This is a genomic window from Mycolicibacterium sediminis (assembly GCF_010731735.1).
GTDB lineage: Bacteria > Actinomycetota > Actinomycetes > Mycobacteriales > Mycobacteriaceae > Mycobacterium > Mycobacterium sediminis.
Genome location: NZ_AP022588.1, coordinates 2876497 through 2899377 on the forward strand (window position 1 = coordinate 2876497; position 22881 = coordinate 2899377).

Sequence of the window (22881 nt, forward strand, 5' to 3'; positions counted from 1 at the left end):
TCGGCCGGTCTAGCCGGAGGTGGTCGGTGCCGTGGCGTTGCTGCGACGGCGACGGCGCCGGCGGGCACCCGACCGGCCGGCCGACTCGCCGTCCGGGGAGGTCTCCGTGGTGGCCGCGTCCTGCGTCGGTGCGTCGGTCGACTCGACGTGGCCGCCGCCGCCCTGGCCGCCGCCGCGGGTGCGCTGCCGGGTGCGGTCGCGGTTTCGGGCCGGACGCTCTCCGTTGGCGTCGGCGCGACGCGGGGCACGGTCGCGGGGCTCGCGCTTCGGCTTGTCGGTGGTGCGGGTCGCCTTGCCCACGGAGCCGGTGGCCTCGGCGGGGATCTTCATCTCCTCGTAGAGGTGCGCTGAGCTGGAGTACGTCTCGACGGGGTCGGGGTTGTCGAGCCCGAGCGCCTTGTCGATCATCGTCCAGCGGGGCAGCTCGTCCCAGTCGACCAGCGTGACGGCGATGCCGGTCTTGCCCGCGCGACCGGTGCGGCCGATGCGGTGCACGTAGGCCTGCTCGTCCTCGGGGATCTGGTAGTTGATCACGTGGGTGATGTCGTCGATGTCGATGCCGCGGGCGGCGACGTCGGTGGCGACCAGCACGTCGACGTCACCGTTGCGGAAGGACTTGAGTGCCTTCTCGCGTGCGCCCTGGCCGAGGTCGCCGTGCACGGCGCCGACCTTGAAGCCGCGCTCGGCGAGTTCGTCGGCGACCTTCTGGGCGGTGCGCTTGGTGCGGGTGAAGATCATCGTGGCGCCGCGGCCCTCGGCCTGCAGGATCCGGCTGACCATCTCGACCTTGTCCAGCGCGTGGGCGCGGTAGGCGAACTGCTCGGTGGTGTCGTGGGTCTGCGACGACGCCGCGGACTCCGCGCGGATGTGCGTCGGCTGCGTCATGAACGTGCGGGCCAGGGTGATGATCGGGTCCGGCATGGTGGCCGAGAACAGCATCGCCTGACGGACGTCGGGGATCTGGCGCAGGATGCGCTCGATGTCGGGCAGGAAGCCCAGGTCGAGCATCTCGTCGGCCTCGTCGAGCACCAGCATGGACAGGCCGCCGAGCTGCAGGTGGCCCTGCTGGGCGAGGTCGAGCAGCCGGCCGGGGGTGCCGATGACGACGTCGACGCCCTTCTGCAGGGCCTCGATCTGCGCCTCGTAGGGGCGGCCGCCGTAGATGGAGGTGACGGAGAGCTTGCGGTCGCCCGCGCGCAGGTACTTCGCGGCGCCGGCGATGTCCTCGTAGACCTGCAGGCACAGTTCGCGGGTGGGGACGACGACCAGCGCGCGCGGGATGCCGCTCAGTTCGCGGTCGGCGTCGGTGGTGATGCGCTGCAGCATCGGCACGCCGAAGGCGAGCGTCTTGCCCATGCCGGTACGGGCCTGACCGATGAGGTCGTCGCCCGCCAGTGCCATCGGCATGGTGAGTTCCTGGATGGCGAAGGGGTGTTCCTTGCCGTCCTCGGCGAGGGCCCGGACGATCTCGTCGCGGACGCCCAGGTCGGCGAAGGAGATCTTCGCGGGTTCCGGCTCGACGATCGCCGTGATCTCGGTGATCTCGGTGATCTCGGTGGTCGGATCGGTGGTGGTGTCGGTGTTCTCGTGGGATTCGGTCATGCGCGGTCGGGTGCCTTTCGGGGTCGATCCTCGTGGTCATCGCGGATGTTCACGCGCGCACGAGTTTCGACGAAGAAGCACCGGGGCCCAGGCCTCATAGGTAAGGCAGGCCGACTACGTGCACGCACATTGTCTCTGGTCGCGGCTGCCTCGTGAACGATGAGACAGGCCGACCAGCACCCATGGTACCCCGGTCCGGTTCGCCACCGGTCAAGCCGTGGCGCGAAGACTAGAGTCGACCCATGACTCCGACCCAGCCGGCGGCCACCCCGCAGCAGGCCGCAGACCCGGCAGCCCAGGGGGTGTCGACGGTCCACCCCGGGGTTCACGAACTATTCGCACTGCTCGCCTACGGCGAGGTGGCGGCCTTCTACCGGCTGACCGACGAGGCACGGATGGCGCCCAACCTCGCGGGCCGGATCAACATGGCGAGCATGGCCGCGGCCGAGATGAACCACTACGACGTCCTGCGCGAGGCGCTCGAACGCCGCGGCGTCGACGTGGTGCGCGCGATGAGCCGCTACGCCCCGGCGCTGGAGAACTATCACCGGCTCACCACGCCGAGCACCTGGCTCGAGGCGCTGGTCAAGACCTACATCGGCGATGCCCTCGCCGCGGACTTCTACCTCGAGATCGCCGGTGCGCTACCGGCCGACGCCGCCGACGTGGTGCGCGCCGTGCTGTCGGAGACCGGCCATTCGCAGTTCGTGGTCGCCGAGGTCAAGGCCGCCGTCACGGCCAGCGACAAGCAACGCCACCGGCTGGCCCTCTGGTCGCGACGTCTCCTCGGCGAGGCCATCACCCAAGCGCAGTTCGTACTCGCCGATCACGACGAACTGGTCGACCTGGTGATGTCGAGCGGCGAGGGCATCGGCCAGCTCACCGAGTTCTTCGACCGTCTGCAGCGCACGCACGCGCGGCGGGTCGCCGAACTCGGCCTCGGCTGAGGCCGAGCCGAGCCCTAGCGGGTGCAGGTCGTGATGATCGAGTTGCCGTTCTGGGCGGCCAGCGCGACCCCCGCGGCGTCGGTGATCGAGCAGTTCAGCTGACCCGTGACGCTGGTCGCGGTCACGGAGCTGAGCGTGACGCCCGGGTCGAGGACCACCGTCTTGCGCCACGGCAGCGCGACGTTGAGGTCGGTCTGCAGGGCGCCCTGGGCGTCGGTGTAGATCACGGTCACCAGGTCGATCAGTGCGCGGGTGCCCGAGACCGTGTAGGTCACCGTGTTGGCGGCGGCCGCCGGTGGCACGGGCACGGCGGCGACCGGTGGCGGGGCGACCGACGCCGACGGGGTCGGCGCGACGGTCGTGACCGTCTCCGGGGGTAGCGAGGCGACGGGCGGCGCGGGTGTGGACCTGACGGTCGGCGGCGCGGTCCTGGTCGCGGAGGGCTCGCTCGTCAGCGGCGGGTTCACGGTGGCGGACACCGATCCGCTGTCGCCACCGCCGAGGATGACCACGGTGCACAGCACCGCGACGAGCAGGATGGCGGCTGCCACGCCGGCGACCCACACCCACCGGCGGTCGATCGGCTCGTAGTACTCGTAGATCTCGTCGTCGCCCTCGTCGTCGGCCATCGGGTAGTCCACGGCGTCGTCGCGTGTGGCGTCGCGCGCGTCGTAGCGGTCCCGGTCGGCGGTGGCGTGGCGATAGGGGTAGCGCGGTTCGTCGTCGAGCACCTGGTGGCCGGACCTGCCCGCGGCGTAGGACCCCGCGTACCGCCGCGCCCGTGACGTGTCGTGCTCACTCCCGCCGCGGTGATCGCCGTAGTCGCCCAGGTCGCCGTAGTCGCCGCCACGGTCGCCGCGACCCCCGCCGTAGGGCCGGTCGGGCTGCCACGACTCCGCGCGCTGCGGACGTGACGACGTGGACGAATACGGACGGTAATCCCTGCTCATGTCGCTTCCCGTGGTCGGTGAACTCTGTGTTCGCCTGATGCTATCGAGACGGATGTGACGCCTGAGGCTGACGCGCAGGGCCCGAGGTCACGGTCGGGACTCGGTCGGGTGTCACCGCGGCTGCGGCCCGTCGACGGGGTTCCGGGCCGCCCTCGGCCGCCTGGTGTTCGCGCTGCGCGTAGCGACCGGCGCGTCGGGAGGACTACGCGTCCACTAGCCTTCAGAAGACAACAGGCGTTTCGACGAAGGGGTTCAGCGGTGGAGGTCAAGATCGGTGTTGCCGACAGCCCGCGCGAGTTGGTGTTCAGTAGCGCGCAGGTGCCCAGTGAGGTGGAGCAGGCAGTGTCCGACGCGCTGAGCCAGGAGTCGAAGGTGCTGGCCCTGACCGATGAGAAGGGCCGGCGCTTCCTCGTCCAGTCCTCGCGGATCACCTACGTCGAGATCGGTGCCTCGGACTCGCGCCGGGTCGGTTTCGGAGTCGGCACCGTCGGCGCCGAGGCGGTCAAGAACGCGTAAGCGGCACGTGTGACAAGCCGCCCCAGGCGAACTGCACGGTGCCTGCGACCGCCGCTTCCTTGGAGATCGGCCGCTCGGCGTTGAGCCAGTAGCGGGCGCTGTCCACGCTGACGGCGACCAGGCCGACGGCGATCATCCGGGCGCGGTGCGCCTCCAGTCCGGAGTCGCTGCTGATCAGCTCGAACACCGCGTCGGTGCACGACTCGGTGGCCAGGCGCACCTGCGAGGCGACCTGCGGTTCGCTGACGTAGTCGTTCTCGAAGATGAGCCGGTAGCCCTGGCCGTCGTGCTCGATGAAGTCGAAGAATGCGCCGACGGCGGCGTGCAGGCGTAGGCGGTTGTCGGTCGTGGTGCGCAGCGCTTGACGGACACCGGACACCAGGTTGTCGACGTGCCGTTGCAGCACAGCCAGGTACAGCTCGAGCTTCGACGAGAAGTGTTGATAGAGAACCGGTTTGCTGACGCCTGCGCGCTCGGCGATCTCGTCCATGCCAGCGGCGTGGTAGCCGCGGTCGACGAAGATCTCACTGGCCGCGATGAGCAGCTGGCCACGACGTTCGTCGCGGGGCAGACGGTTGCCGCGCCGATTTCCGCCCGCCGGCCGCGCGGAGGCGCCGCCACCGCTGCCCGGTTGTGCGCCTCTCCTCCCGGCGGCGAGATCGCTCATCAAGTCCTCAATCTGGCTCGCCGGAGACGTGCCTGGTGATCGCAGTAGGGCTGGACTTTCGCCCAGTTGGTCATCGAAACGACACTACTACCCCCTCCGGAGAGGGGGCGCGATCTGCGACCGGGTGCCGCGCGGGTGGCGCGCCGGGATCGCCCCGGCGCCGCACTGTGCCATCCTGGTTCGGTGACCTACGACCCGGGGCGGCGCGCGGGCGAGCGCAGCGACGGGGGATGGAACCGAGGCGAGCGCAGCGACGGGGAATGGCACGGAGGCGACCCCGGCGACGGCGGTCACCGCGGTGGCGGTCGCGTCCCCGTGCTGCGCAACGAGTGGCGTGAGCCGCTGCGCGCCCAACGCGACCCCGTGGCAGGCGATTCGGGACGGCCGCGCTCCAACCGCGACGAGCACCAGCGCCTCCGCAAGCAGACGTGGCTGGGCCGGTTCGTCTCGACCTATGGCTGGCGCGCCTACGCCATCCCGATCCTCGCCGTGCTGACCGTGGTCGTCGTGGTCCAGACCGTCACCGCACCGATCCCGGCCGACGACGCCGACGCGGGTCCCGTCCAGGGGCCGCCGACCTTCAACGCGGCGAGCACCGCGATCATCGGCGCGCCGCCCAAGGGCCTGACCCAGTTCGACGCGAACCTGCCGACCGGGATCCTGCCCGACGGTGGTCCGTTCACCGAGGCGGGCGCCAAGACCTGGCACGTCGTCCCCGGCACGTCGCCGAAGGTGGGCGCGGGCACCACCAAGACGTTCACATACACCGTCGAGGTGGAGGACGGCGTCGACACCGCGTCGATCGGGGGTGACGAGGCGTTCGCCCGCATGGTGAGCGAGACCCTCGCCAACCCCAAGAGTTGGACCCATAATCCGCAGTTCGCGTTTCAGCGAACCGACGACCCGGCCGTCACGCCGGACTTCCGGGTGTCGCTGACGTCGCCGCTCACCGTGCGGGAGGGGTGTGGCTACGACATCCCCCTCGAGGCGTCCTGTTACAACCCGGCCTACTCGACCGACCAGGCCCGCGTCTTCGTCAACGAGGCCCGCTGGGTGCGCGGGGCGGTGCCGTTCCAGGGTGACATCGGCTCGTACCGGCAGTACCTCGTCAACCACGAGGTCGGCCATGCCATCGGCTACCAGCGCCACGAGCCGTGCGCCGAGAACGGCGCGCTCGCGCCGATCATGATGCAGCAGACGTTCTCGACCAACAACGACGACGACGCGAGGTTCGACCCGGAGTCCGTGCAGGCCGACGGCAAGACCTGCCGCTTCAACCCCTGGCCCTACCCGATCGCCTAATCCCGGGGTTCCCTTCTCCGGCGAGCGTGCGAGTCTGCGGGCGACACGCCGAGCCCGATCCGGAGTTCGCGCACTGTCGCGCCAGCCACGGGCACCTCACACCTGCCCGCGGGAAGCTTCCCGCCGGGATTACCGTTGAATGAGTGCCCGGTGTGACTGAGCAGCCCGATTCAGTCGCCCAGCCGTCGAGTCGAGGAGCGTGCCGGTGTCGCCGTTACCCCCGCTGGTGGAACCAGCCACGAGCCTGACGCGTGACGAGGTCGCGCGCTACAGCCGCCACCTGATCATCCCGGACCTCGGGGTGGACGGGCAGAAGCGGCTCAAGAACGCGCGGGTGCTGGTCATCGGCGCCGGCGGCCTCGGGTCGCCCACCCTGCTGTACCTCGCCGCCGCAGGCGTGGGGACCATCGGCATCGTCGAGTTCGACGTCGTCGACGAGTCCAACCTGCAGCGCCAGATCATCCACGGTCAGTCCGACATCGGCCGGTCCAAGGCGCAGAGCGCGCGGGACTCGGTCAAGGAGGTCAACCCGCTCGTCGAGGTGATCCTGCACGAGGTGCGCCTGGAGCCGGAGAACGCCGTCGAGATCTTCGAGCAGTACGACCTGATCCTGGACGGCACCGACAACTTCGCGACCCGCTACCTGGTGAACGACGCCGCCGTGCTGGCGGGCAAGCCCTACGTCTGGGGCTCGATCTACCGCTTCGAGGGCCAAGTGTCGGTGTTCTGGGAGGACGCCCCCGACGGTCTTGGCCTCAACTACCGCGACCTCTACCCGGAGCCCCCGCCGCCGGGGATGGTGCCGTCGTGCGCCGAGGGCGGCGTGCTCGGCATCCTGTGCGCGTCCATCGCTTCGGTGATGGGCACCGAGGCGATCAAGCTGCTGACGGGCATCGGCGATCCGCTGCTGGGCCGTCTCATGGTGTACGACGCGCTGGACATGACCTACCGGACCATCAAGATCCGCAAGGATCCGGAGACGCCGAAGATCACCGAACTGATCGACTACGAGGCGTTCTGCGGGGTGGTCTCCGAGGCCGCCGCGGAGGCCGCCGTCGACGCGACGGTGACGCCGCGCGAGCTGCGCGACATGATCGACTCGGGCCGGAAGGTCGCCCTGATCGACGTCCGCGAACCCGTCGAGTGGGAGATCAACCACATCGACGGCGCGGAGCTGATTCCGAAGTCGACGTTGGAGGCCGGCGACGGCCTGGCACGGCTGCCGCAGGATCGCGTCCCAGTGCTCTACTGCAAGACGGGTGTTCGATCCGCCGAAGCGCTGGCCGCGGTGAAGAAGGCCGGCTTCTCCGATGCGATGCACCTGCAGGGCGGAATCGTGGCATGGGCTCGACAACTCGAACCCGACATGGTGATGTACTGACCGCTCGATGGCCGGTCCACGGCTTAGGCTGTGGCCGTGACTGTCGACGGCCCGCCTGATCACGTCCTGGCGGCGTTCGGCCTCACGGGGCTTCGACCGGTGGAACTCGGTTGGGGCGCCGACGGTGGCTGGCGCTGCGGTGAGGTCGTGCTGTCCGTCGTCGCCGACCCCGCCCGCGCGGCCTGGTCGGCCAAGGTGCGCGAGACGCTGTTCGTCGACGGCGTGCGCCTGGCCCGCCCGGTGCGCTCCACCGACGGACGGTACGTCGTCGCGGGATGGCGGGCCGACACGTTCGTCGCCGGATCGCCGGAACCGCGCCACGACGAGGTGGTCTCGGCGGCGGTGCGCCTGCACGAGGCGACCGCGAAACTAGAACGGCCGCGCTTCCTGACCCAGCCGCCCGCCGTGCCGTGGACCGAGGTCGACGTCTTCGTCGCCGCCGACCGGGCGGCGTGGGAGGACCGGCCGCTGCACTCGCTGCCGCCCGAAGCGCGCGTGGCGCCCGGTTCGGCCGACGGTCAGCGGTCCATCGACCTCGTCAACCAGCTTGCGGGGCTACGCAAGCCGACCCGTGCACCCAGCCAACTCGTCAACGGCGACCTCTACGGCACGGTGCTGTTCGCGGGCACGGCCGCACCCGGCATCACCGACATCACGCCCTACTGGCGGCCCGCGACGTGGGCGGCGGGGGTGGTGGTGGTCGACGCGCTGGCATGGGGTGACGCCGACGACGGTCTGGTCGAGCGCTGGTCGTCGCTCCCGGAGTGGCCGCAAATGCTGTTGCGCGCGTTGATGTTCCGCCTCGCCGTGCATGCGCTCCACCCGCGGTCGACGGCGGCGGTCTTCCCCGGACTGGCCCGCACCGCGGCGCTGGTGCGTCTCGTCCTCTAGGTCAGAACGCGTGCCGCACGTCGGCCAGCGGCACCCGACCGTCCGTCGCCAGCACTCCTTCGGCGCGCAACCGCTCGAGCTGTCGGGTGGCCAGGTGCGGTGCGGGCTTGCCCGACGCGGTGATGACCCGGTGCCACGGCAGGTCCGAGGAGTCGGTGCGCATGATCCATCCGACGATGCGCGGGCTCGATAGGCCTGCGGCGGCGGCGATGTCGCCGTACGTCGCGACCCGTCCCGCGGGGATCGTGGCGACCAGGGCGCGCACCGCCTCGACCTGCTCGTCGGTGATGGGCGCCACGGTCAGGACGCGTGGTCGCGGATCAGCGCGGCGGTCTCGGCGGGCTTGGCCAGCGGCACCATGTGGTCGCAATCCCATTCCAGCAGGGCGAAGTCCGATCCCAGGCCGGCGCGCAGCGACTCGATCAGTTCGTCGGACGCGTACGGCGGTGACGTGCGGGTCGCGCGCACCAGCGTGGTGCGGGTGCCGTCGCGCGGCACCGGGACCGGCCGGGTGAGTTCACTCCAGTAGGACAGCATGGCCGGGATCTCCAGGCGCCAGCCGACTCTGCCGTTCGGTAGCTCGACCAGGTGTTCGTCGAGTTCGCGTTCCACCTCGCCCGCGTCCACCTCTGCCCAGGATCCGTTGACCTTCTCCTGGCGGGCCTCCTCGCGGTCGGTGTAGTCGGGCGAGCCGTACATGTCGTCGGCGATCTCGCGCATCCAGCCGCCGTCCAGGCCCACCGCAGGGTCGAGCAGCACCAGGCCGTCGATCAGATCCGGCCGCGCCGCAGCGAGATTGAGCGCCACCGCACCGCCGAACGAGTGCCCGACCACCACGACCGGGGCTCCGCCCTCGGCGTCGAGGAGTCCGGCGAGTGCGGCGACGTTCGCCTCGATCGTCCACGGCGCGTCCCACGAGGATCGTCCGTGCCCCAGCAGGTCGGGCGCGACGATCGGGAACTCGGCGAGGTGGTCGTCGGCGAGCGACGCCCACCGGCGGCCGTGCCCGGTGAGGCCGTGGACGAGCAGGATGCGGGCGGGTCCGTCCGGGCCGTACCGGTGGACGTGCAGCGGCGAGGTCACCCCTCGATGCTGCCAGCCCCTCGTCCGACGAACCTGTCGGACCCCCGTGGTGTCATCGTGTGGTGCCCAGCTCCCACACCGCGATGTCGCCCGAGTCGCTGACCGATCCCGGTCTGCGTGGCACCGTGCGCGTCCTGGGGGGTCCCGGGGTCGGCAAGAGTTCGCTCCTGGTGGAGACCGCGGTCGCGCACGTCACGGCGGGCACCGAGCCGGAATCCGTTCTGCTGCTGACGGGTTCCGCCACGCTCGGCGGCCGCGCCCGTGCCGCGGTGACGGCGGCCCTGCTCGGCGGCGCCGGGCCGACCGCGGTGCGCGAACCGCTGGTCCGCACGGTCCACTCCTACGCGTTCGCCGTGCTGCGCCTCGCCGCGCAGCGCAACGGCGACCCGCCGCCCCGACTGGTGACGAGCGCCGAGCAGGACGGCATCATCCGCGAGATGCTCGCCGGCGACGTCGAGGACGGGGCGGCGGCGTCGGTCGACTGGCCACCGTCGCTGCGGCCCGCCCTCGGTACCGTCGGGTTCGCCACCGAACTGCGCGACCTGCTGGCCCGCTGCACCGAGCGCGGGATCGATCCCGCGGCACTACAACGACTCGGTCGCCGCGTGGGTCGTCCGGAGTGGCTCGCGGCCGGGCAGTTCGCCCAGTCCTACGAGCAGATCATGCTGCTCCGTTCCGCGGTCGGCATGGCGGCGCCGCAGGCGACCGTTCCCGCGCTCGGTGCCGCAGAGCTGGTCGGCGCCGCGCTCGACGCCTTCGCCGCCGATCCCGACCTGCTCGCCGCCGAGCGCAGTCGCATCCGGCTGCTGCTGGTCGACGACGCGCAGCACCTCGATCCGCAGGCGGCCCTGCTCGTCCGCGTCCTCGCCGCGGGCGCCGACCTCACCGTCATCGCCGGTGACCCCAATCAGTCGGTGTTCGGATACCGCGGGGCGGACCCGGCACTGCTCGAGATCGGCTCGGACCCGGCCGTCGTGCTCACCGAGTCCCATCGCTGCGCACCGGCGGTCGCCCGTGCGGTCGCGGGCATCGCCGGTCGGTTGCCGGGCGCCGACGTCGGCAGGGCCCTGACGGCCGCCGACGAACGGGACGGTTCCGTCACCGTGCGCATCGCCGCGACGTCGCACGCCGAGTCGAACGTCATCGCCGACGCCCTGCGCCGCGCGCACCTCGTCGACGGGGTCCCGTGGTCGCAGATGGCGGTCATCGTGCGATCGGTGCCCCGCGCCGGCACGGCACTGGCACGGACCCTGACGGCGGCAGGCGTCCCGGTGGATCAACCACCGTTCTCGGCACCGCCTGCGGAGCATCCGACGGTGGCGGGCCTGCTCGGGGTGCTCGGTGCGGTCGCCGACGCCCTCGACGGCGACACGGCCGTCGCCCTCCTCACCGGACCGATCGGCGGGGTGGACCCGGTGACGCTGCGGCAGCTGCGTCGCGCGCTGCGACGCGCCGACGGCAGCACCCCGCCACGCGAGTTCACGGACCTGCTGCTCGACGCCCTCGACGGCCGGGGCCCCGACCTGCCGGACACCCTGGGGCGCCCCGTGCGTCGGGTCCGCAACGTGCTCGCCGCGGCGCGGCGCAGCCACCGTGGCGGTCAGGATCCGCGGTTCGTGCTGTGGCAGGCCTGGCACAAGTGCGGGCTGCAGCGACGCTGGACGGCCGCCGTCGAGCGCGGCGGTGCGGGTGGCACGCAGGCGGGTCGCGACCTGGACGCCGTCACCGCCCTGTTCGACGTCGCCGAGCAGTACGTCACGCGGACCACTGGCGCCTCGGTCGGCGGCCTGGTCGACCACGTACGCGCCATCACGCTGCCCGCCCCGACGCGCGGCGACGTCGGCCGGACCGAGACGGTCAGCGTGCTCAGTGCACACGCCGCGCTCGGCCGGGAGTGGGAGTTCGTGGTGATCGCCGGACTGCAGGAAGGGTTGTGGCCCAACACCGTTCCACGTGGTGGCGTCCTGGGCACGCAGCGGCTCGTCGACGTCCTCGACGGCGTGATCGACGGGCCGGACGCTCCGGTCTCGACCGCGGCGCCCCTGCTCGCCGAGGAACGCCGGCTGCTGGTCGCCGCGCTGGGGAGGGCGCGCAGCCACGTCCTGGTCACCGCGGTCGACAGCGACGAGGGCGACGAGGCGATGCTGCCGTCGACGTTCTGCGAGGAACTCGCGGCGCTGGCCACCGCGCACCCGGACGCCGACGCCGAGCCGGTGCGGGCGCCGCGCGTCCTGGCGCCGTCCGCTCTCGTCGGTCGCCTGCGTGCCGTGGTGTGTGCGCCGGCCGAGGCCGTCGATCCGGACTCTCGCGCCCGGGCCGCCACGCAGCTGGCCAGACTGGCTGCGGCGGGGGTGCCCGGTGCGGACCCGGCCCAGTGGCACGCGACCACTGAGACGTCGACGGCGGCGCCGCTGTGGGACGCCGACGGACACGTCGTCACGCTGTCACCGTCGACCCTGCAGACACTGACGGACTGCCCGCTGCGCTGGCTGCTGGAACGGCACGGCGGTCAGGACGGCCGCGACGTACGGTCGGCGCTCGGGACGGTCGTGCACGCCCTGGTGTCGGACTCGAACACGTCCGAGGAGCAGATGCTGCGCGAACTCGACACGCTCTGGTCCTCGCTGCCGTTCGACGCCGAGTGGTACTCGGCGAACGAGCTGGTCCGGCACCAGTCGATGCTGTCGGCGTTCGCCCAGTGGCGCGACCGGACGCGCGGCGAACTCACCGAGGTCAGCACCGAGATCGACGTCGACGGCGTGGTGGCCGCCGCCGACGAGGCCGGCCCCGGCGTGCGGATCCGTGGTCGCGTCGACCGGCTGGAGCGCGACGCGGAGGACCGGCTGGTCGTGGTCGACGTCAAGACCGGCAAGAGCCCGGTGACCAAGGACGACGCGCAGCGCCACGCCCAGCTCGCGGCGTATCAGCTGGCCGTCTCCGAAGGCGTTCTGCCACAGGGTGATCAGGCCGGTGGTGGCCGGCTGGTCTACCTCGGCAAGATCGGCACGGCAGGCCCGACGGAACGCGAGCAGGGGCCGATGACCGAGGATGGCCGGGTGACGTGGCAGGAGTCGGTCCGGGACGCGGCCGCGGCGACCCGGGGTCCGGAGTTCGTCGCCCGGGTCAACGACGGCTGTGCGCACTGCCCGGTGAGTGCGATGTGCCCCGCCCGGGCCGCCGTGGAGGGACGCCGGTGACGACGCCGCCGCGCTTCAGCCCCGCCGAGCTGGCCGAGGCGCTGGGCGTATTCGCCCCCACCGACGAGCAGGCCGCGGTCATCGCGGCGCCACCGGGTCCACTCGTCGTCATCGCGGGTGCGGGTGCGGGCAAGACCGAGACCATGGCCGCGCGGGTGGTGTGGCTGGTCGCCAACGGTTATGCGACGCCCGGGCAGGTGCTGGGCCTGACGTTCACGCGCAAGGCCGCCGGTCAGCTGCTGCGCCGCGTCCGGACCAGGTTGGCCCGGCTGGCCGGGGTCGGCCTGGGCCCCGGGGGCGACGAGAACGCCACCATCGGCACCTATCACGCCTTCGCGGGAACGCTGCTGCGCGAGCACGGCCTGCTCCTGCCGGTCGAGCCCACCACCCGGCTGATCAGCGAGACCGAGCTGTGGCAGCTGGCCTTCCAGGTGGTGTGCGACCATCCGGGTCCGCTCGAGACGGAGAGGACGCCTGCAGCGATCACGGACATGGTCCTGCGGCTGTCGGGTCAGCTCGCCGAGCACCTCGTCGACACCGATCAGCTCCGCGACACCCACCTCGAGCTGGAGCGGCTGGTGCTGACGCTGCCGCCCGGCCCACGGCAGCGCGACACCGGGCCCAACCAGTCGCTGCGCAAGATGATCGCGTCGCAGGCCGAACGTGCCGACCTCATCCCGCTGATCGACGCGCTGCACGCTCGGATGCGTGCGGAGAACGTCATGGACTTCGGGATGCAGATGTCGGCGGCGGCCCGGCTCGCCGCGGCCTTCCCGAAGGTGGGCGCGGAGTTGAGGTCTCGCTACCGCGTCGTGCTGCTCGACGAGTACCAGGACACCGGCCACGCCCAGCGCGTCGCGCTGTCCGCGCTGTTCGGCGGTGGCGTCGACGACGGGCTGGCACTGACCGCCGTCGGCGATCCCATCCAGTCGATCTACGGCTGGCGCGGTGCGTCGGCCACGAACCTGCCGCGGTTCACCACGGACTTCCCGTACGCCGACGGCACACCCGCACCCACCCTCGAGTTGCGGACCAGTTGGCGCAATCCACCGAGCGCCCTGCACCTCGCCAACGCGGTCTCGGCGGAGGCGCGCCGACGGTCGGTCGAGGTGCGCGAACTGCTGCCCAGGCCCGACGCCGCGCCCGGGACCATCCGTTGCGCGCTGCACCCGGACGTCACCGTCGAACGCGAGTGGGTGGCCGACCAGGTGGCGCAGCGGTATCACGCCGCGCGAGCGGCGGGCGACGAGATCCCCACGGCGGCGGTGCTGGTGCGGCGCAACGCCGACGCGGTGCCGATGGCCGACGCGCTGACCGGTCGCGGCGTGCCGGTGGAGGTCGTCGGACTGGCCGGTCTGCTGGCCATTCCCGAGGTGGCCGACGTGGTCGCGATGCTGCGGTTGGCCGCCGATCCGGCCTCGGGTGCGGCGGCGGTGCGCGTGCTGACCGGCCCGCGCTGGCGACTGGGGGCGGCCGACCTCACCGCGCTGTGGCGGCGGGCCCGCGATCTCGACGGGCAGGACCGCGGCGGCGACCGCGGCTCCCTGCGGGCGATCGCGGCATCGGCGGCTCCCGACGCGGATGCCGCCTGCCTCGCCGACGCCATCTCCGACCCCGGCCCTCCCGCTCGGTACTCCGCCGAGGGCGCGCGTCGCATCGCCGCGCTCAGCCGCGAGCTGACCGCGCTGCGCGCACAGTTGCACCATCCCCTGCCCGAGCTGATCGCCGAGGTCCGCCGGACGATGGGCGTCGACGCGGAGGTTCGTGCGGCGCAACCCGTCTCGGCGGGATGGACCGGAGCGGAGCACCTCGACGCGTTCGCCGACGTGGTCGCCGACTTCGCGGTGCGCCCCGCCGGTACCGTCGGCGCCCTGCTGGCCTACCTGGACGCGGCCGAGGACCGGGAGAACGGTCTCGCGCCCGCCGACGTCGTGGTGTCCCGCGACCGCGTGCAGATCCTCACCGTGCACGCCGCCAAGGGTCTCGAGTGGCAGGTCGTCGCGGTGCCGCACCTGTCCGGTCGCGTGTTCCCGTCGACCGCGATGGCGCGCACGTGGCTGAGCGACGCGGGTGACCTGCCACCGCTGCTGCGCGGTGACCGGGCAACGCTGTCCGAGCACGGCGTGCCGGTACTGGACACCTCCGACGTCAACGACCGAAAGGCGCTGTCGGACAAGATCGATCAGCACAAGCGGACGCTGGATCAGCGCCGCAGGGACGAGGAGCGGCGGCTGCTCTACGTGGCGCTCACCCGTGCCGAGGACACCCTGCTGCTGTCCGGCCACCACTGGGGTGCCACGGAGTCCAAGTCGCGCGGGCCCTCGGAATTCCTGCTCGAGATCAAGGACGTGATCGACCGGGCGGAGGCCGACGGCCGGCCGTGCGGCGCCGTCGGACCGTGGGCCCCCGAGCCCGCGGACGGGGATCCGAACCCGTTGCGCGACGAGGTCGTCGCACGACAGTGGCCGGTGGCACGGGTCGGCGCCGCCGCGATCGACCTGGGAGCCGAGCTGGTGGCCCGCGCGCTCGCGGGCGACGTGGCCCCGGCCGGCGAGCCCGTTCCCGACGGGGAATTCGCCGAGGACGTCGCGGGGTGGGAGGTGGAGGTCGACGCGCTGCTCGCGGAACGGGAGAAGTCGGCGCACCGCCCGCCACTCGCGCTGCCCTCGCACCTGTCGGTCAGCGCGCTGGTCGACGTCGGGCGCGACCCCGCTGGCGCGGCCCGGCGGCTGCAGCGCCGGTTGCCGTCCCGCCCGGATCCGCACGCGCTGCTGGGTACCGCGTTCCACGACTGGGTGCAGCGGTTCTTCCACGCGGAGCGGCTGTTCGACCTCGAGGACCTGCCGGGCGCAGTCGACGGCGAACTGGGCCTGGCCGAGGCGGAGAAACTGGCGGAACTGCAGGCCGCGTTCGCGGTGTCGACGTGGGCATCGCGCACCCCCGTCGACGTCGAGGTGCCGTTCGACATGGTGCTCGGCGGGACCGTGGTGCGTGGCCGCATCGATGCGGTGTTCGCCGACGACGACGGTGGGTTCACCGTGGTCGACTGGAAGACCGGTGACCCCCCGGGCGCTGAGGAAGATCTGCGGCACAACGCCGTTCAGCTCGCGGTGTACCGATTGGCGTGGGCGGCGACGCAGGGGGTGGAGCCGTCGTCGGTCCGGGCGGCGTTCCACTTCGTGCGCAGTGGTGAGACCGTCACGCCCTCCGACCTGCCGGGCGCCGACGACCTCGCGTCGCTGCTGTACGTGCCGTGAGCGGGGCGCCGGGCGGCGCTACGCCGGCGCGGCGCCGGTCACCGCGCGCCGAGCGATGTCGGTGACGGCGAGCAGGCGCTCGCGTGGAACGCCGTCGCGCGCTCGGCCGGCCAATCCGTTGAGCAGGACGACGAGGAACTCGGCGAGGGCGTCGGGATCGACGTCGGCCGGCAGGTCGCCGTCCCGGGCGGCCCGGTCGAGCCGGTCCGCGATCAGGGCACGCCCCTCGTCCCTCCGATCGCCCAGCGAGGGGTCGGCGTTGATGAGGCAGCCGAGCGGATGGTCGGGGTCGGTGTACTCGGCTACCGCGCCCTCGAGCATCCGCGCGACGACCTCGCGCGCGGTCGGAGCCGAGATCGCCTGGGCCACGGGTGCATTCGGCCGCTGCGCGTACTGCGTGACGGCCTCGTCGAAGAGTTCGCGCTTCCCGCCGAAGGTTCCGTAGAGGCTGGGGGAGGAGATGCCCATGGCCGCCGTGAGCTGGCTGACCGATGTGCGGTCGTATCCGCCGCGCTGCCAGAAGAGGTTCATCGCGTCGTGCAGCGCGGTCGCTCGGTCGAACTCCCGGGGTCTGGCCATGCCCCATCCTACGGTCGGTGCAGGTCGCCAAACGTCCTGTTACGCTGCGCGAAGAGTTTCATAACGACCGTAACAAAACCAACCGCCGCCGCGTCGGCGAGGAGGAGGAACCGTGACACACGCCATCATCGGTGCCGGCAACATCGGATCCGCCGTCGCCCGCAGGTTCGTCGCCGCAGGCCTTCCGGTCGCCGTCGCGGCGGGTCGCGGCCCGGCGGCGGTCGCGCCGCTGGCCGAGGAACTGGGTCCGCTCGTCACGGCGGCGGAGGTGCACGACGCCCTCGCCGCCGACATCGTCATCCTGGCGGTGCCGTTCGAGGCCGTCCGCGGCGTCGTCGATCAGGTGCCGGACTGGGGTGGGCGCATCGTCGTCGACGCCACCAATGCGATTGACTATCAGACCTTCTCGCCGGCGGACCTGGGCGGCCGCCCGTCGTCCGATCTCGTCGCGGACTGGGCCGTCAACGCACGGGTGGTCAAGTCGTTCGGGTCCACCTGGGCCAGGGTCCTCGCCCGCGACCCCGAGGTCGGCGGCGGACGGCGGGTGCTGTTCGTCTCCGGTGACCACCAGGACGCCAACGCGGAGGTGGCTTCGCTCATCGAAGCGCTCGGGTTCGCGGCCATCGATCTGGGCCGTAGCGACGCGGGCGGTCTGCTCCAGCAGTTCGGCGGCCCGCTGACCACACTGAGCCTGATCTCACAGCCGATCGGCGGCGCCACCCCCGCGGAGATGGACGTCGTCGACCGCTGAGCGTCAGCGCGGCGCGGTGCGGTAGACCTTCAGCGCACGCGTGATCATCGGCACCTGCAACGGCAGGCGCGCGATCGCGCCGATGCGTGCGGGCCACCCCTTGTTCCACAGCACCCGCACGGAGTTGATGTTCGCCGGGAAGACGGCCACGTACAGCGCGATCGCGGCCAGCGCGCCGAGGCGACGGGTGCGCGGGACGAGCAGCAGGGCGCCGGTCGCGACCTCCGCGACACCGGAGGCGTGCGTGTAGAACCGCGCGTCGCCGGGCAGTTCGGCCGGAACGATGGTGTCGAAAGGCTTGGGCGCCACGAAGTGCAGCGCACCCATGCCGATCAACATCGCGCCCATGCGCTGCGCGGTGGCCTGGCTGGAGGAGTCGCCGACGGATGGCGAGAAGGAGGTCATGGTTACATTGTGCTGTGCCGCCCCTTCCGCGAATGATTGGCCCTCGTGGCCAGGGGTAAATTGCGTCGCCGCCTGCAGAGGCTCGAGCAGGAGAATCTGACCGCGCGCCACGACGCTGCGCTCGGCGAGGTCATCACGATCCCCGAGGACTTCATCAGTCCCGCGCGCCGGATCGCGATGCGCGTGGTCTGGGCGCTGGGGGCGCTGTTCGCCGCGGTCATGATCGTCTACTTCGACCGGCACGGTTATCGCGACATCGAGGCCACCCCCGACCAGAACAACCCCTTGTCGTTCCTGGACTGCCTCTACTACGCCACGGTGTCACTGTCGACTACCGGCTACGGCGACATCACCCCGGTCACGGAATCGGCCCGGCTCGTCAACGTCCTGGTCATCACACCACTGCGGGTCGCGTTCCTGATCGTGCTCATCGGCACGACGGTCGAGACGCTGACCACGCAGTCACGGCAGGCGTTGAAGATTCAGCGTTGGAGGAAGAGCGTGCGCAATCACACCATCGTGGTCGGCTACGGCACGAAGGGCAGGACCGCGGTCACCGCGATGGTCAGCGACGGGGTGGCACCCGGCAGCATCGTCGTCGTCGAACAGGACGACCTGGCACTGGAGCGCGCGAAGTCCGCGGGTCTGGTGACGGTGCGAGGCGACGGGACCAAGGGCGACGCGCTGCGCCTGGCGAGCGTGCAGCACGCGGAGACCATCATCGTCGCGGCCAATAAGGACTCCGACGCCGTGCTGGTGACGCTGACCGCCCGCGAACTCGCGCCGAACGCCAAGATCATCGCCGCCGTCCGGGAGTCCGAGAACAAGCACCTGCTGACGCAGTCCGGCGCGAACACCACGGTCGTGACGTCGGAGACGGCGGGCCGACTGCTGGGCGTCGCGAAGCGGACCCCGAGCGTCGTCGAGGTCATGGAGGACCTGCTGACGCCGGATGCGGGCTACGCCATCGCCGAGCGGTCCGTCACGGCCAAGGAGGTCGGCTCGTCGCCGCGGCACATGAAGGACATCGTGCTGGGCGTGGTCCGCAACGGCGAACTGCTGCGCATCGACAAGCCGGCCGCCGACGCCGTCGAACTCGGCGACAAACTCCTGATCGTCAAGACCGCAGCGGACTCGGAGGACTGACCCCGCGATGACCGACTTCGCCCTGCGCAACGTCCCGCTGCTGTCCCGCGTGGGCGCCGACCGCGCCGACCTCCTCCGCACCGACGTCGACGCGGCCGTCGCCGCCTGGCCCGAGGCGCTGCTGCTCCGGGTGGACCGACGCAACCAGGTCCTGATCTCCGGTGGCCGCGTCGTGCTGTCCTCGGCGGCGAAGTACGCCGACGGGCCCGACGAGAACTCGGTGTTCCTGGGTCGCCTCGAGGACGGCAGACACGTCTGGGGGGTCCGTGCCGCACTCGAGGCGCCGGAGGACCCGACCGCCGAGACCGAGGTGCTCGACCTGCGTCGCGCCGGCGAGGTGTTCGACGACGTCAGCGCGCAGCTGGTGTCCACCGCGACCGCGCTGTTGAACTGGCACGACCACGCGCGCTTCAGCCCCGGCGACGGATCGCCCACCAAGGCGATCAAGAGCGGGTGGGCGCGCATCAACCCGGGCAACGGCCAGGAGGAGTACCCGCGCATCGACCCGGCCGTCATCTGCCTGGTGCACGACGGCCACGACCGCGCGGTGCTGGCCCGCCAGACGGTGTGGCCGGAGCGGCTGTTCTCGCTCCTCGCCGGCTTCGTCGAGGCGGGCGAGTCGTTCGAGGCCTGCGTGGTGCGTGAGATCGCCGAGGAGGTGGGGCTCGCGGTCAGCGACGTGCGCTACCTGGGCAGCCAGCCGTGGCCGTTCCCTCGGTCGCTGATGGTCGGGTTCCACGCGGTCGCCGATCCGGAGCAGCCGTTCTCGTTCAACGACGGCGAGATCGCCGAGGCGGCGTGGTTCACCCGGGCCGAGGTCCGCGAGGCGCTCGAGCATGGTGACTGGAGCAGCGACTCACCGTCGCGGCTGCTGCTGCCGGGATCCATCTCGATCGCCCGGGAGATCATCGAGTCCTGGGCGGCCCTGGACTGATCCGGGGGAGCGGCGGGCCGGCCTAGGCGCCGAGCTTCGCCTTGACCTGCTTCGCGCTGGGGTTGGTCAGTGTCGACCCGTCGGCGAACTTGACCGTCGGCACCACGTGGTTGCCGTTGTTGACCGATCCGACGAATTCGGCGGCGGCCGGGTCGGCTTCGATGTCCACCTCGGTCCAGGTGATGCCCTCGGACTTCAGTGCCATCTTCAGGCGCGAGCAGAACCCGCACCAGGACGTCGTGTACATGGTCAGACCAGTGGAAGCGCTCATGAGGAGTTCAACGTAGCGGACGCCCGAATGATGCCGCGCGGTCGCCGACTGCCGCCAGGCTCCGGTCGCACTGCCGCCAGGCTCCGGTGCGATTGTCACGAGGCACTGACAAGATGGACGCCATGGCAAGCCAGGGTTCCGGGGCGCCCGCGGGTGCGCTCCTCGAGGACCTCGACTCCGAACAGCGGGAGGCCGTCCAGGCTCCGCGCGGCCCGGTCTGCGTCCTCGCGGGCGCCGGCACCGGCAAGACCCGCACGATCACGCGCCGCATCGCCCACCTCGTGGCGGCCGGGCACGTCGCGCCGAGCCAGGTCCTCGCGGTCACGTTCACCTCGCGCGCGGCGGGAGAGATGCGCGTCCGGCTGCGCTCGCTCGACCAGCAGGCCGGCGGGGTGGGGACGGGCATCGTCCAGGCCATGACGTTCCACGCCGCCGCACGGCGCCAGCTGCAGTACTTCTGGCCGCGTCTGGTGGGTGACACGGGGTGGGAACTGCTCGACAGCAAGTTCGCCGTGGTCGCGCAGGCCGCCAACCGACAGTCGGTCAAGGCCAGCACCGACGACGTCCGCGATCTCGCCGGTGAGATCGAGTGGGCGAAGGCCTCGCTCATCAGCCCGGAGGCGTACCCCGCCGAGGTCGCTCGGGTGGGACGGGACATCCCGCTCGACGCGGCGAAGGTCGCCGCGGTCTATGCGGGATACGAGACGCTCAAGGCGCGTCGCGAGGGCACCACGCTGCTCGACTTCGACGACCTGCTGCTGCACACCGCCGCGGCCATCGAGAACGACGCGGCCGTCGCCCAGGAATTCCGCGACCGCTACCGCTGCTTCGTCGTCGACGAGTACCAGGACGTCACGCCGCTGCAGCAGCGCGTGCTCGACGCGTGGCTGGGGGAGCGCGACGACCTGACGGTGGTGGGTGACGCGAACCAGACCATCTACTCGTTCACCGGGGCCACGCCCAATCACCTGCTGGACTTCTCGCGGCGGTTCCCCGACGCGACCGTGGTGCGGCTCGAGCGCGACTACCGGTCGACCCCGCAGGTGGTGTCGCTCGCGAACCGGGTCATCGGTGCTGCGCGGGGGCGCATGGCGGGCAGCCGGCTGCACCTGGTCGGTCAGCGTCCGCCGGGTCCCGAGCCGTCGTTCGCCGAGCACACCGACGAGGTGGCCGAGGCCACCGCGGTGGCCAAGAGCATCAAGAAGCTGATCCAGGGCGGCACCGCGCCGTCGGAGATCGCCGTGCTCTACCGCATCAACGCGCAGTCCGAGGTCTACGAGGAGGCGCTCACCGAGGCCGGCGTGGCCTTCCAGGTGCGCGGCGGCGAGGGGTTCTTCAGCAGGCAGGAGGTCAGGCAGGCGCTGCTGGCACTGCAGCGTGCCGCCGAACGCGGCGCCGAGGTCACCGGTGCCGAGCTGGCGTCCGGGGTCCGCGACCTCCTCGAACCGCTGGGCCTGACGGTAGAGGCGCCGACGGGCACCAAGGCGCGGGAGCGCTGGGAGGCGCTGACCGCGCTCGCGGAACTCGTCGACGAGGACGTCGCGCAGCGTCCTGACCTCGACCTGCGCACGCTGGTGGCCGAACTGCGTCAGCGGGCCGACTCCCGGCACCCACCGGTGGTGCAGGGCGTCACCCTCGCCTCGCTGCACGCGGCGAAGGGCCTGGAGTGGGACGCGGTCTTCCTGGTCGGTCTCGCCGACGGCACGCTGCCGATCTCGCACGCCCTGTCCAAGGGTGCCGAGAGTGAGGCCGTCGAGGAGGAGCGCCGACTGTTCTACGTCGGGATCACCCGTGCGCGAATGCATTTGAGCCTGAGCTGGGCGCTGGCACGGGCGCCGGGAGGCAGGCAGGGGCGTCGACCGTCGCGGTTCCTGAACGGCGTCGCCCCGCAGTCGCCCGCCGACGCCGGCCCGGGTAGGGCGCGCAAGCAGCGCGGGCCGGCGCCGCGGTGCCGCGTCTGCAACGGCCCACTGACCACGCCGGCGTCGATCATGTTGCGCCGCTGCGAAACTTGTCCGTCGGACCTCGACGAGGACTTGCTCGCGGGTCTCAAGGAGTGGCGCCTGCGCATCGCGAAGGAGATGAGCGTGCCCGCCTACGTCGTCTTCACCGACAACACCCTGATCGCCATCGCCGAGACGCTGCCGACCGACGACGCCGCGCTCGTCGCGATCCCCGGCATCGGTGCCCGCAAGCTGGAGCAGTTCGGGCCCGACGTCCTCGAACTCGTCCGAGGCCGCTCGTAGGCACCGGGCCAAAGCTGCCAACTCTGGTCGAGATCGCGCCAAACCCGCAGGTCAGAAAATAGCTTGTGGCGATTTCGTGTTAGCGTCTAGCCTCGTACACGTCCGCAGGGGCACACTGTATCCGGCACACACGAGAGGAGGTCGCGAGATGATCAGCAATCCGTTCAACGGCGTAGTCATCCCCGCCGGCGTCCTCGGCGTGTCGTGGGCACCCCACGTTCACGCCCATGCCGCCGCCGCGGCCTTCGCCGTCGCCGCGCCCGCATCCATGCGCAAGCGCCGGGCCGCTACGGCGACTCTCGCGTCCGTGAATCGGGGCTCCAGCTAGGAAGCCCACGACATGCCTGATGGCCACGGACCCGAGACCGGATCCGTGGCCATAGTTTTCGGACGAGACCGAAGACGACTGGTCGAAGGATCCATCTACGACAGATGACCCGAGAACTACGACCAGGAAGCAGGAGAGTCATGTCGGACCGGACATGCCGCGAGAGGCTGACGGTGCCCTGTCACGACGGAGAGCCGGACCTGTGGTTCGCCGAGAACCCCAGTGAACTGGAGCAGGCAAAGGCGCTGTGCACGGACTGCCCGATCAGGCGGGAGTGCCTGTCGTCGGCGCTGGAACGTCAAGAGCCCTGGGGAGTGTGGGGCGGCGAGATCCTCGATCGTGGCACCGTGGTCGCGCGCAAGCGTCCCCGTGGCCGCCCGAGGAAGAACCCGCAGGCAAGCCCTGCGGCAGCATGACGCAACGTGCCG

At 71.5% G+C, this 22881-nt stretch carries 21 protein-coding genes; 13 read left to right on the forward strand and 8 right to left on the reverse strand.

All coding sequences use genetic code 11. The features are described 5' to 3' along the window. Positions 1-9: 9 nt before the first annotated feature. On the reverse strand, positions 10-1602 hold the full coding sequence (locus G6N64_RS13825; RefSeq protein ID WP_163797581.1) for a DEAD/DEAH box helicase: 1593 nt from the start codon (positions 1600-1602) through the stop codon (positions 10-12). A 242-nt stretch (positions 1603-1844) separates the two neighbouring features. Between G6N64_RS13825 and G6N64_RS13830 the strand changes: the two genes are divergently transcribed. Further along, a complete protein-coding gene (locus G6N64_RS13830; RefSeq protein WP_163797582.1) occupies positions 1845-2549 on the forward strand; it encodes a ferritin-like fold-containing protein in 705 nt (234 codons plus the stop codon). A gap of 14 nt (positions 2550-2563) precedes the next feature. Here G6N64_RS13830 and G6N64_RS30260 read toward each other — a convergent pair whose 3' ends face one another. After that, on the reverse strand, positions 2564-3499 hold the full coding sequence (locus G6N64_RS30260) for a hypothetical protein (RefSeq protein ID WP_246231146.1): 936 nt from the start codon (positions 3497-3499) through the stop codon (positions 2564-2566). 258 nt (positions 3500-3757) lie between these two features. On the opposite strand from G6N64_RS30260, the gene G6N64_RS13840 reads away from it, so the two are divergent. Further along, entirely contained in the window at positions 3758-4015 is a 258-nt protein-coding gene (locus tag G6N64_RS13840; RefSeq protein ID WP_163797583.1) for a DUF3107 domain-containing protein, read from the forward strand. Here the strand turns inward: G6N64_RS13840 and fasR are convergent. Continuing rightward, the gene (gene fasR / locus G6N64_RS13845) at positions 4002-4682 is read right to left on the reverse strand and encodes an HTH-type transcriptional activator FasR (RefSeq protein ID WP_163797584.1); all 681 of its coding nucleotides are present in this window, start codon (positions 4680-4682) and stop codon (positions 4002-4004) included. The two genes, G6N64_RS13840 and fasR, sit on opposite strands and share 14 nt — an antisense overlap. A gap of 315 nt (positions 4683-4997) precedes the next feature. Here fasR and G6N64_RS13850 point away from each other — a divergent pair, with 315 nt between their 5' ends. From G6N64_RS13850 to G6N64_RS13860, 3 genes are all read left to right on the forward strand, one after another. Further along, entirely contained in the window at positions 4998-5984 is a 987-nt protein-coding gene (locus tag G6N64_RS13850; protein ID WP_163801760.1) for a DUF3152 domain-containing protein, read from the forward strand. A 205-nt stretch (positions 5985-6189) separates the two neighbouring features. Then, on the forward strand, positions 6190-7365 hold the full coding sequence (moeZ, locus tag G6N64_RS13855; RefSeq protein ID WP_163797585.1) for an adenylyltransferase/sulfurtransferase MoeZ: 1176 nt from the start codon (positions 6190-6192) through the stop codon (positions 7363-7365). A gap of 36 nt (positions 7366-7401) precedes the next feature. After that, positions 7402-8256: a TIGR02569 family protein gene (locus G6N64_RS13860; protein ID WP_163797586.1), complete on the forward strand. Its 855-nt coding sequence runs from the start codon at positions 7402-7404 to the stop codon at positions 8254-8256. Position 8257: 1 nt separating this feature from the next. Here G6N64_RS13860 and G6N64_RS13865 read toward each other — a convergent pair whose 3' ends face one another. Both G6N64_RS13865 and G6N64_RS13870 read right to left on the reverse strand, forming a co-directional pair. Continuing rightward, on the reverse strand, positions 8258-8554 hold the full coding sequence (locus G6N64_RS13865; protein ID WP_163797587.1) for an MGMT family protein: 297 nt from the start codon (positions 8552-8554) through the stop codon (positions 8258-8260). A 2-nt stretch (positions 8555-8556) separates the two neighbouring features. Continuing rightward, positions 8557-9339 carry an alpha/beta fold hydrolase gene (locus G6N64_RS13870; RefSeq protein ID WP_163797588.1) on the reverse strand — a complete coding sequence of 261 codons (783 nt, stop codon included), beginning with the start codon at positions 9337-9339 and terminating at the stop codon, positions 8557-8559. 83 nt (positions 9340-9422) lie between these two features. On the opposite strand from G6N64_RS13870, the gene G6N64_RS13875 reads away from it, so the two are divergent. Beyond that, positions 9423-12536, forward strand: a complete 3114-nt coding sequence (locus tag G6N64_RS13875) for an ATP-dependent helicase (protein WP_163801762.1) — start codon at positions 9423-9425, stop codon at positions 12534-12536. After that, positions 12533-15793 (forward strand): ATP-dependent helicase, encoded by a 3261-nt coding sequence (locus G6N64_RS13880; RefSeq protein ID WP_246231147.1) that lies wholly within the window; start codon positions 12533-12535, stop codon positions 15791-15793. The genes G6N64_RS13875 and G6N64_RS13880 overlap by 4 nt, the downstream gene beginning before the upstream one ends. An 18-nt stretch (positions 15794-15811) precedes the next feature. Here G6N64_RS13880 and G6N64_RS13885 read toward each other — a convergent pair whose 3' ends face one another. After that, on the reverse strand, positions 15812-16372 hold the full coding sequence (locus G6N64_RS13885) for a TetR/AcrR family transcriptional regulator (RefSeq protein WP_163797589.1): 561 nt from the start codon (positions 16370-16372) through the stop codon (positions 15812-15814). A gap of 112 nt (positions 16373-16484) precedes the next feature. On the opposite strand from G6N64_RS13885, the gene G6N64_RS13890 reads away from it, so the two are divergent. Then, positions 16485-17123 carry an NADPH-dependent F420 reductase gene (locus tag G6N64_RS13890; RefSeq protein ID WP_163797590.1) on the forward strand — a complete coding sequence of 213 codons (639 nt, stop codon included), beginning with the start codon at positions 16485-16487 and terminating at the stop codon, positions 17121-17123. A 3-nt stretch (positions 17124-17126) separates the two neighbouring features. On the opposite strand, the gene G6N64_RS13895 is transcribed toward G6N64_RS13890, so the two are convergent. Next, the gene (locus tag G6N64_RS13895) at positions 17127-17528 is read right to left on the reverse strand and encodes a DoxX family protein (protein ID WP_163797591.1); all 402 of its coding nucleotides are present in this window, start codon (positions 17526-17528) and stop codon (positions 17127-17129) included. A 45-nt stretch (positions 17529-17573) separates the two neighbouring features. On the opposite strand from G6N64_RS13895, the gene G6N64_RS13900 reads away from it, so the two are divergent. After that, entirely contained in the window at positions 17574-18674 is a 1101-nt protein-coding gene (locus G6N64_RS13900; RefSeq protein ID WP_163797592.1) for a potassium channel family protein, read from the forward strand. A gap of 7 nt (positions 18675-18681) precedes the next feature. Continuing rightward, on the forward strand, positions 18682-19608 hold the full coding sequence (gene nudC / locus G6N64_RS13905; protein WP_163797593.1) for an NAD(+) diphosphatase: 927 nt from the start codon (positions 18682-18684) through the stop codon (positions 19606-19608). 22 nt (positions 19609-19630) lie between these two features. Here the strand turns inward: nudC and mrx1 are convergent, their stop codons facing one another. Beyond that, a complete protein-coding gene (gene mrx1 / locus G6N64_RS13910) occupies positions 19631-19879 on the reverse strand; it encodes a mycoredoxin Mrx1 (RefSeq protein WP_174266807.1) in 249 nt (82 codons plus the stop codon). Positions 19880-20001: 122 nt separating this feature from the next. Here mrx1 and G6N64_RS13915 point away from each other — a divergent pair, with 122 nt between their 5' ends. The 3 genes from G6N64_RS13915 (at position 20002) to G6N64_RS13925 (ending at position 22869) form a co-directional block, all read left to right on the forward strand. Further along, complete coding sequence (locus G6N64_RS13915) at positions 20002-22125, forward strand: ATP-dependent DNA helicase UvrD2 (RefSeq protein WP_246231148.1); 2124 nt, start codon at positions 20002-20004, stop codon at positions 22123-22125. 148 nt (positions 22126-22273) lie between these two features. Continuing rightward, the gene (locus G6N64_RS13920; RefSeq protein WP_163797595.1) at positions 22274-22453 is read left to right on the forward strand and encodes a hypothetical protein; all 180 of its coding nucleotides are present in this window, start codon (positions 22274-22276) and stop codon (positions 22451-22453) included. Positions 22454-22593: 140 nt separating this feature from the next. Then, the gene (locus G6N64_RS13925; protein ID WP_163797596.1) at positions 22594-22869 is read left to right on the forward strand and encodes a WhiB family transcriptional regulator; all 276 of its coding nucleotides are present in this window, start codon (positions 22594-22596) and stop codon (positions 22867-22869) included. Positions 22870-22881 lie beyond the last annotated feature (12 nt).

Excerpts from the sequence above, each read along its gene's own strand:
- G6N64_RS13825 (WP_163797581.1), bottom strand. The coding sequence starts at position 1,602 with ATGACCGAATCCCACGAGAACACCGACACCACCACCGATCCGACCACC.
- G6N64_RS13830 (WP_163797582.1), top strand. The coding sequence starts at position 1,845 with ATGACTCCGACCCAGCCGGCGGCCACCCCGCAGCAGGCCGCAGACCCG.
- G6N64_RS30260 (WP_246231146.1), bottom strand. The coding sequence starts at position 3,499 with ATGAGCAGGGATTACCGTCCGTATTCGTCCACGTCGTCACGTCCGCAG.
- fasR (WP_163797584.1), bottom strand. The coding sequence starts at position 4,682 with ATGAGCGATCTCGCCGCCGGGAGGAGAGGCGCACAACCGGGCAGCGGT.
- G6N64_RS13875 (WP_163801762.1), top strand. The coding sequence starts at position 9,423 with ATGTCGCCCGAGTCGCTGACCGATCCCGGTCTGCGTGGCACCGTGCGC.
- G6N64_RS13885 (WP_163797589.1), bottom strand. The coding sequence starts at position 16,372 with ATGGCCAGACCCCGGGAGTTCGACCGAGCGACCGCGCTGCACGACGCG.
- G6N64_RS13895 (WP_163797591.1), bottom strand. The coding sequence starts at position 17,528 with ATGACCTCCTTCTCGCCATCCGTCGGCGACTCCTCCAGCCAGGCCACC.
- nudC (WP_163797593.1), top strand. The coding sequence starts at position 18,682 with ATGACCGACTTCGCCCTGCGCAACGTCCCGCTGCTGTCCCGCGTGGGC.
- mrx1 (WP_174266807.1), bottom strand. The coding sequence starts at position 19,879 with ATGAGCGCTTCCACTGGTCTGACCATGTACACGACGTCCTGGTGCGGG.
- G6N64_RS13915 (WP_246231148.1), top strand. The coding sequence starts at position 20,002 with ATGGCAAGCCAGGGTTCCGGGGCGCCCGCGGGTGCGCTCCTCGAGGAC.
- G6N64_RS13920 (WP_163797595.1), top strand. The coding sequence starts at position 22,274 with ATGATCAGCAATCCGTTCAACGGCGTAGTCATCCCCGCCGGCGTCCTC.
- G6N64_RS13925 (WP_163797596.1), top strand. The coding sequence starts at position 22,594 with ATGTCGGACCGGACATGCCGCGAGAGGCTGACGGTGCCCTGTCACGAC.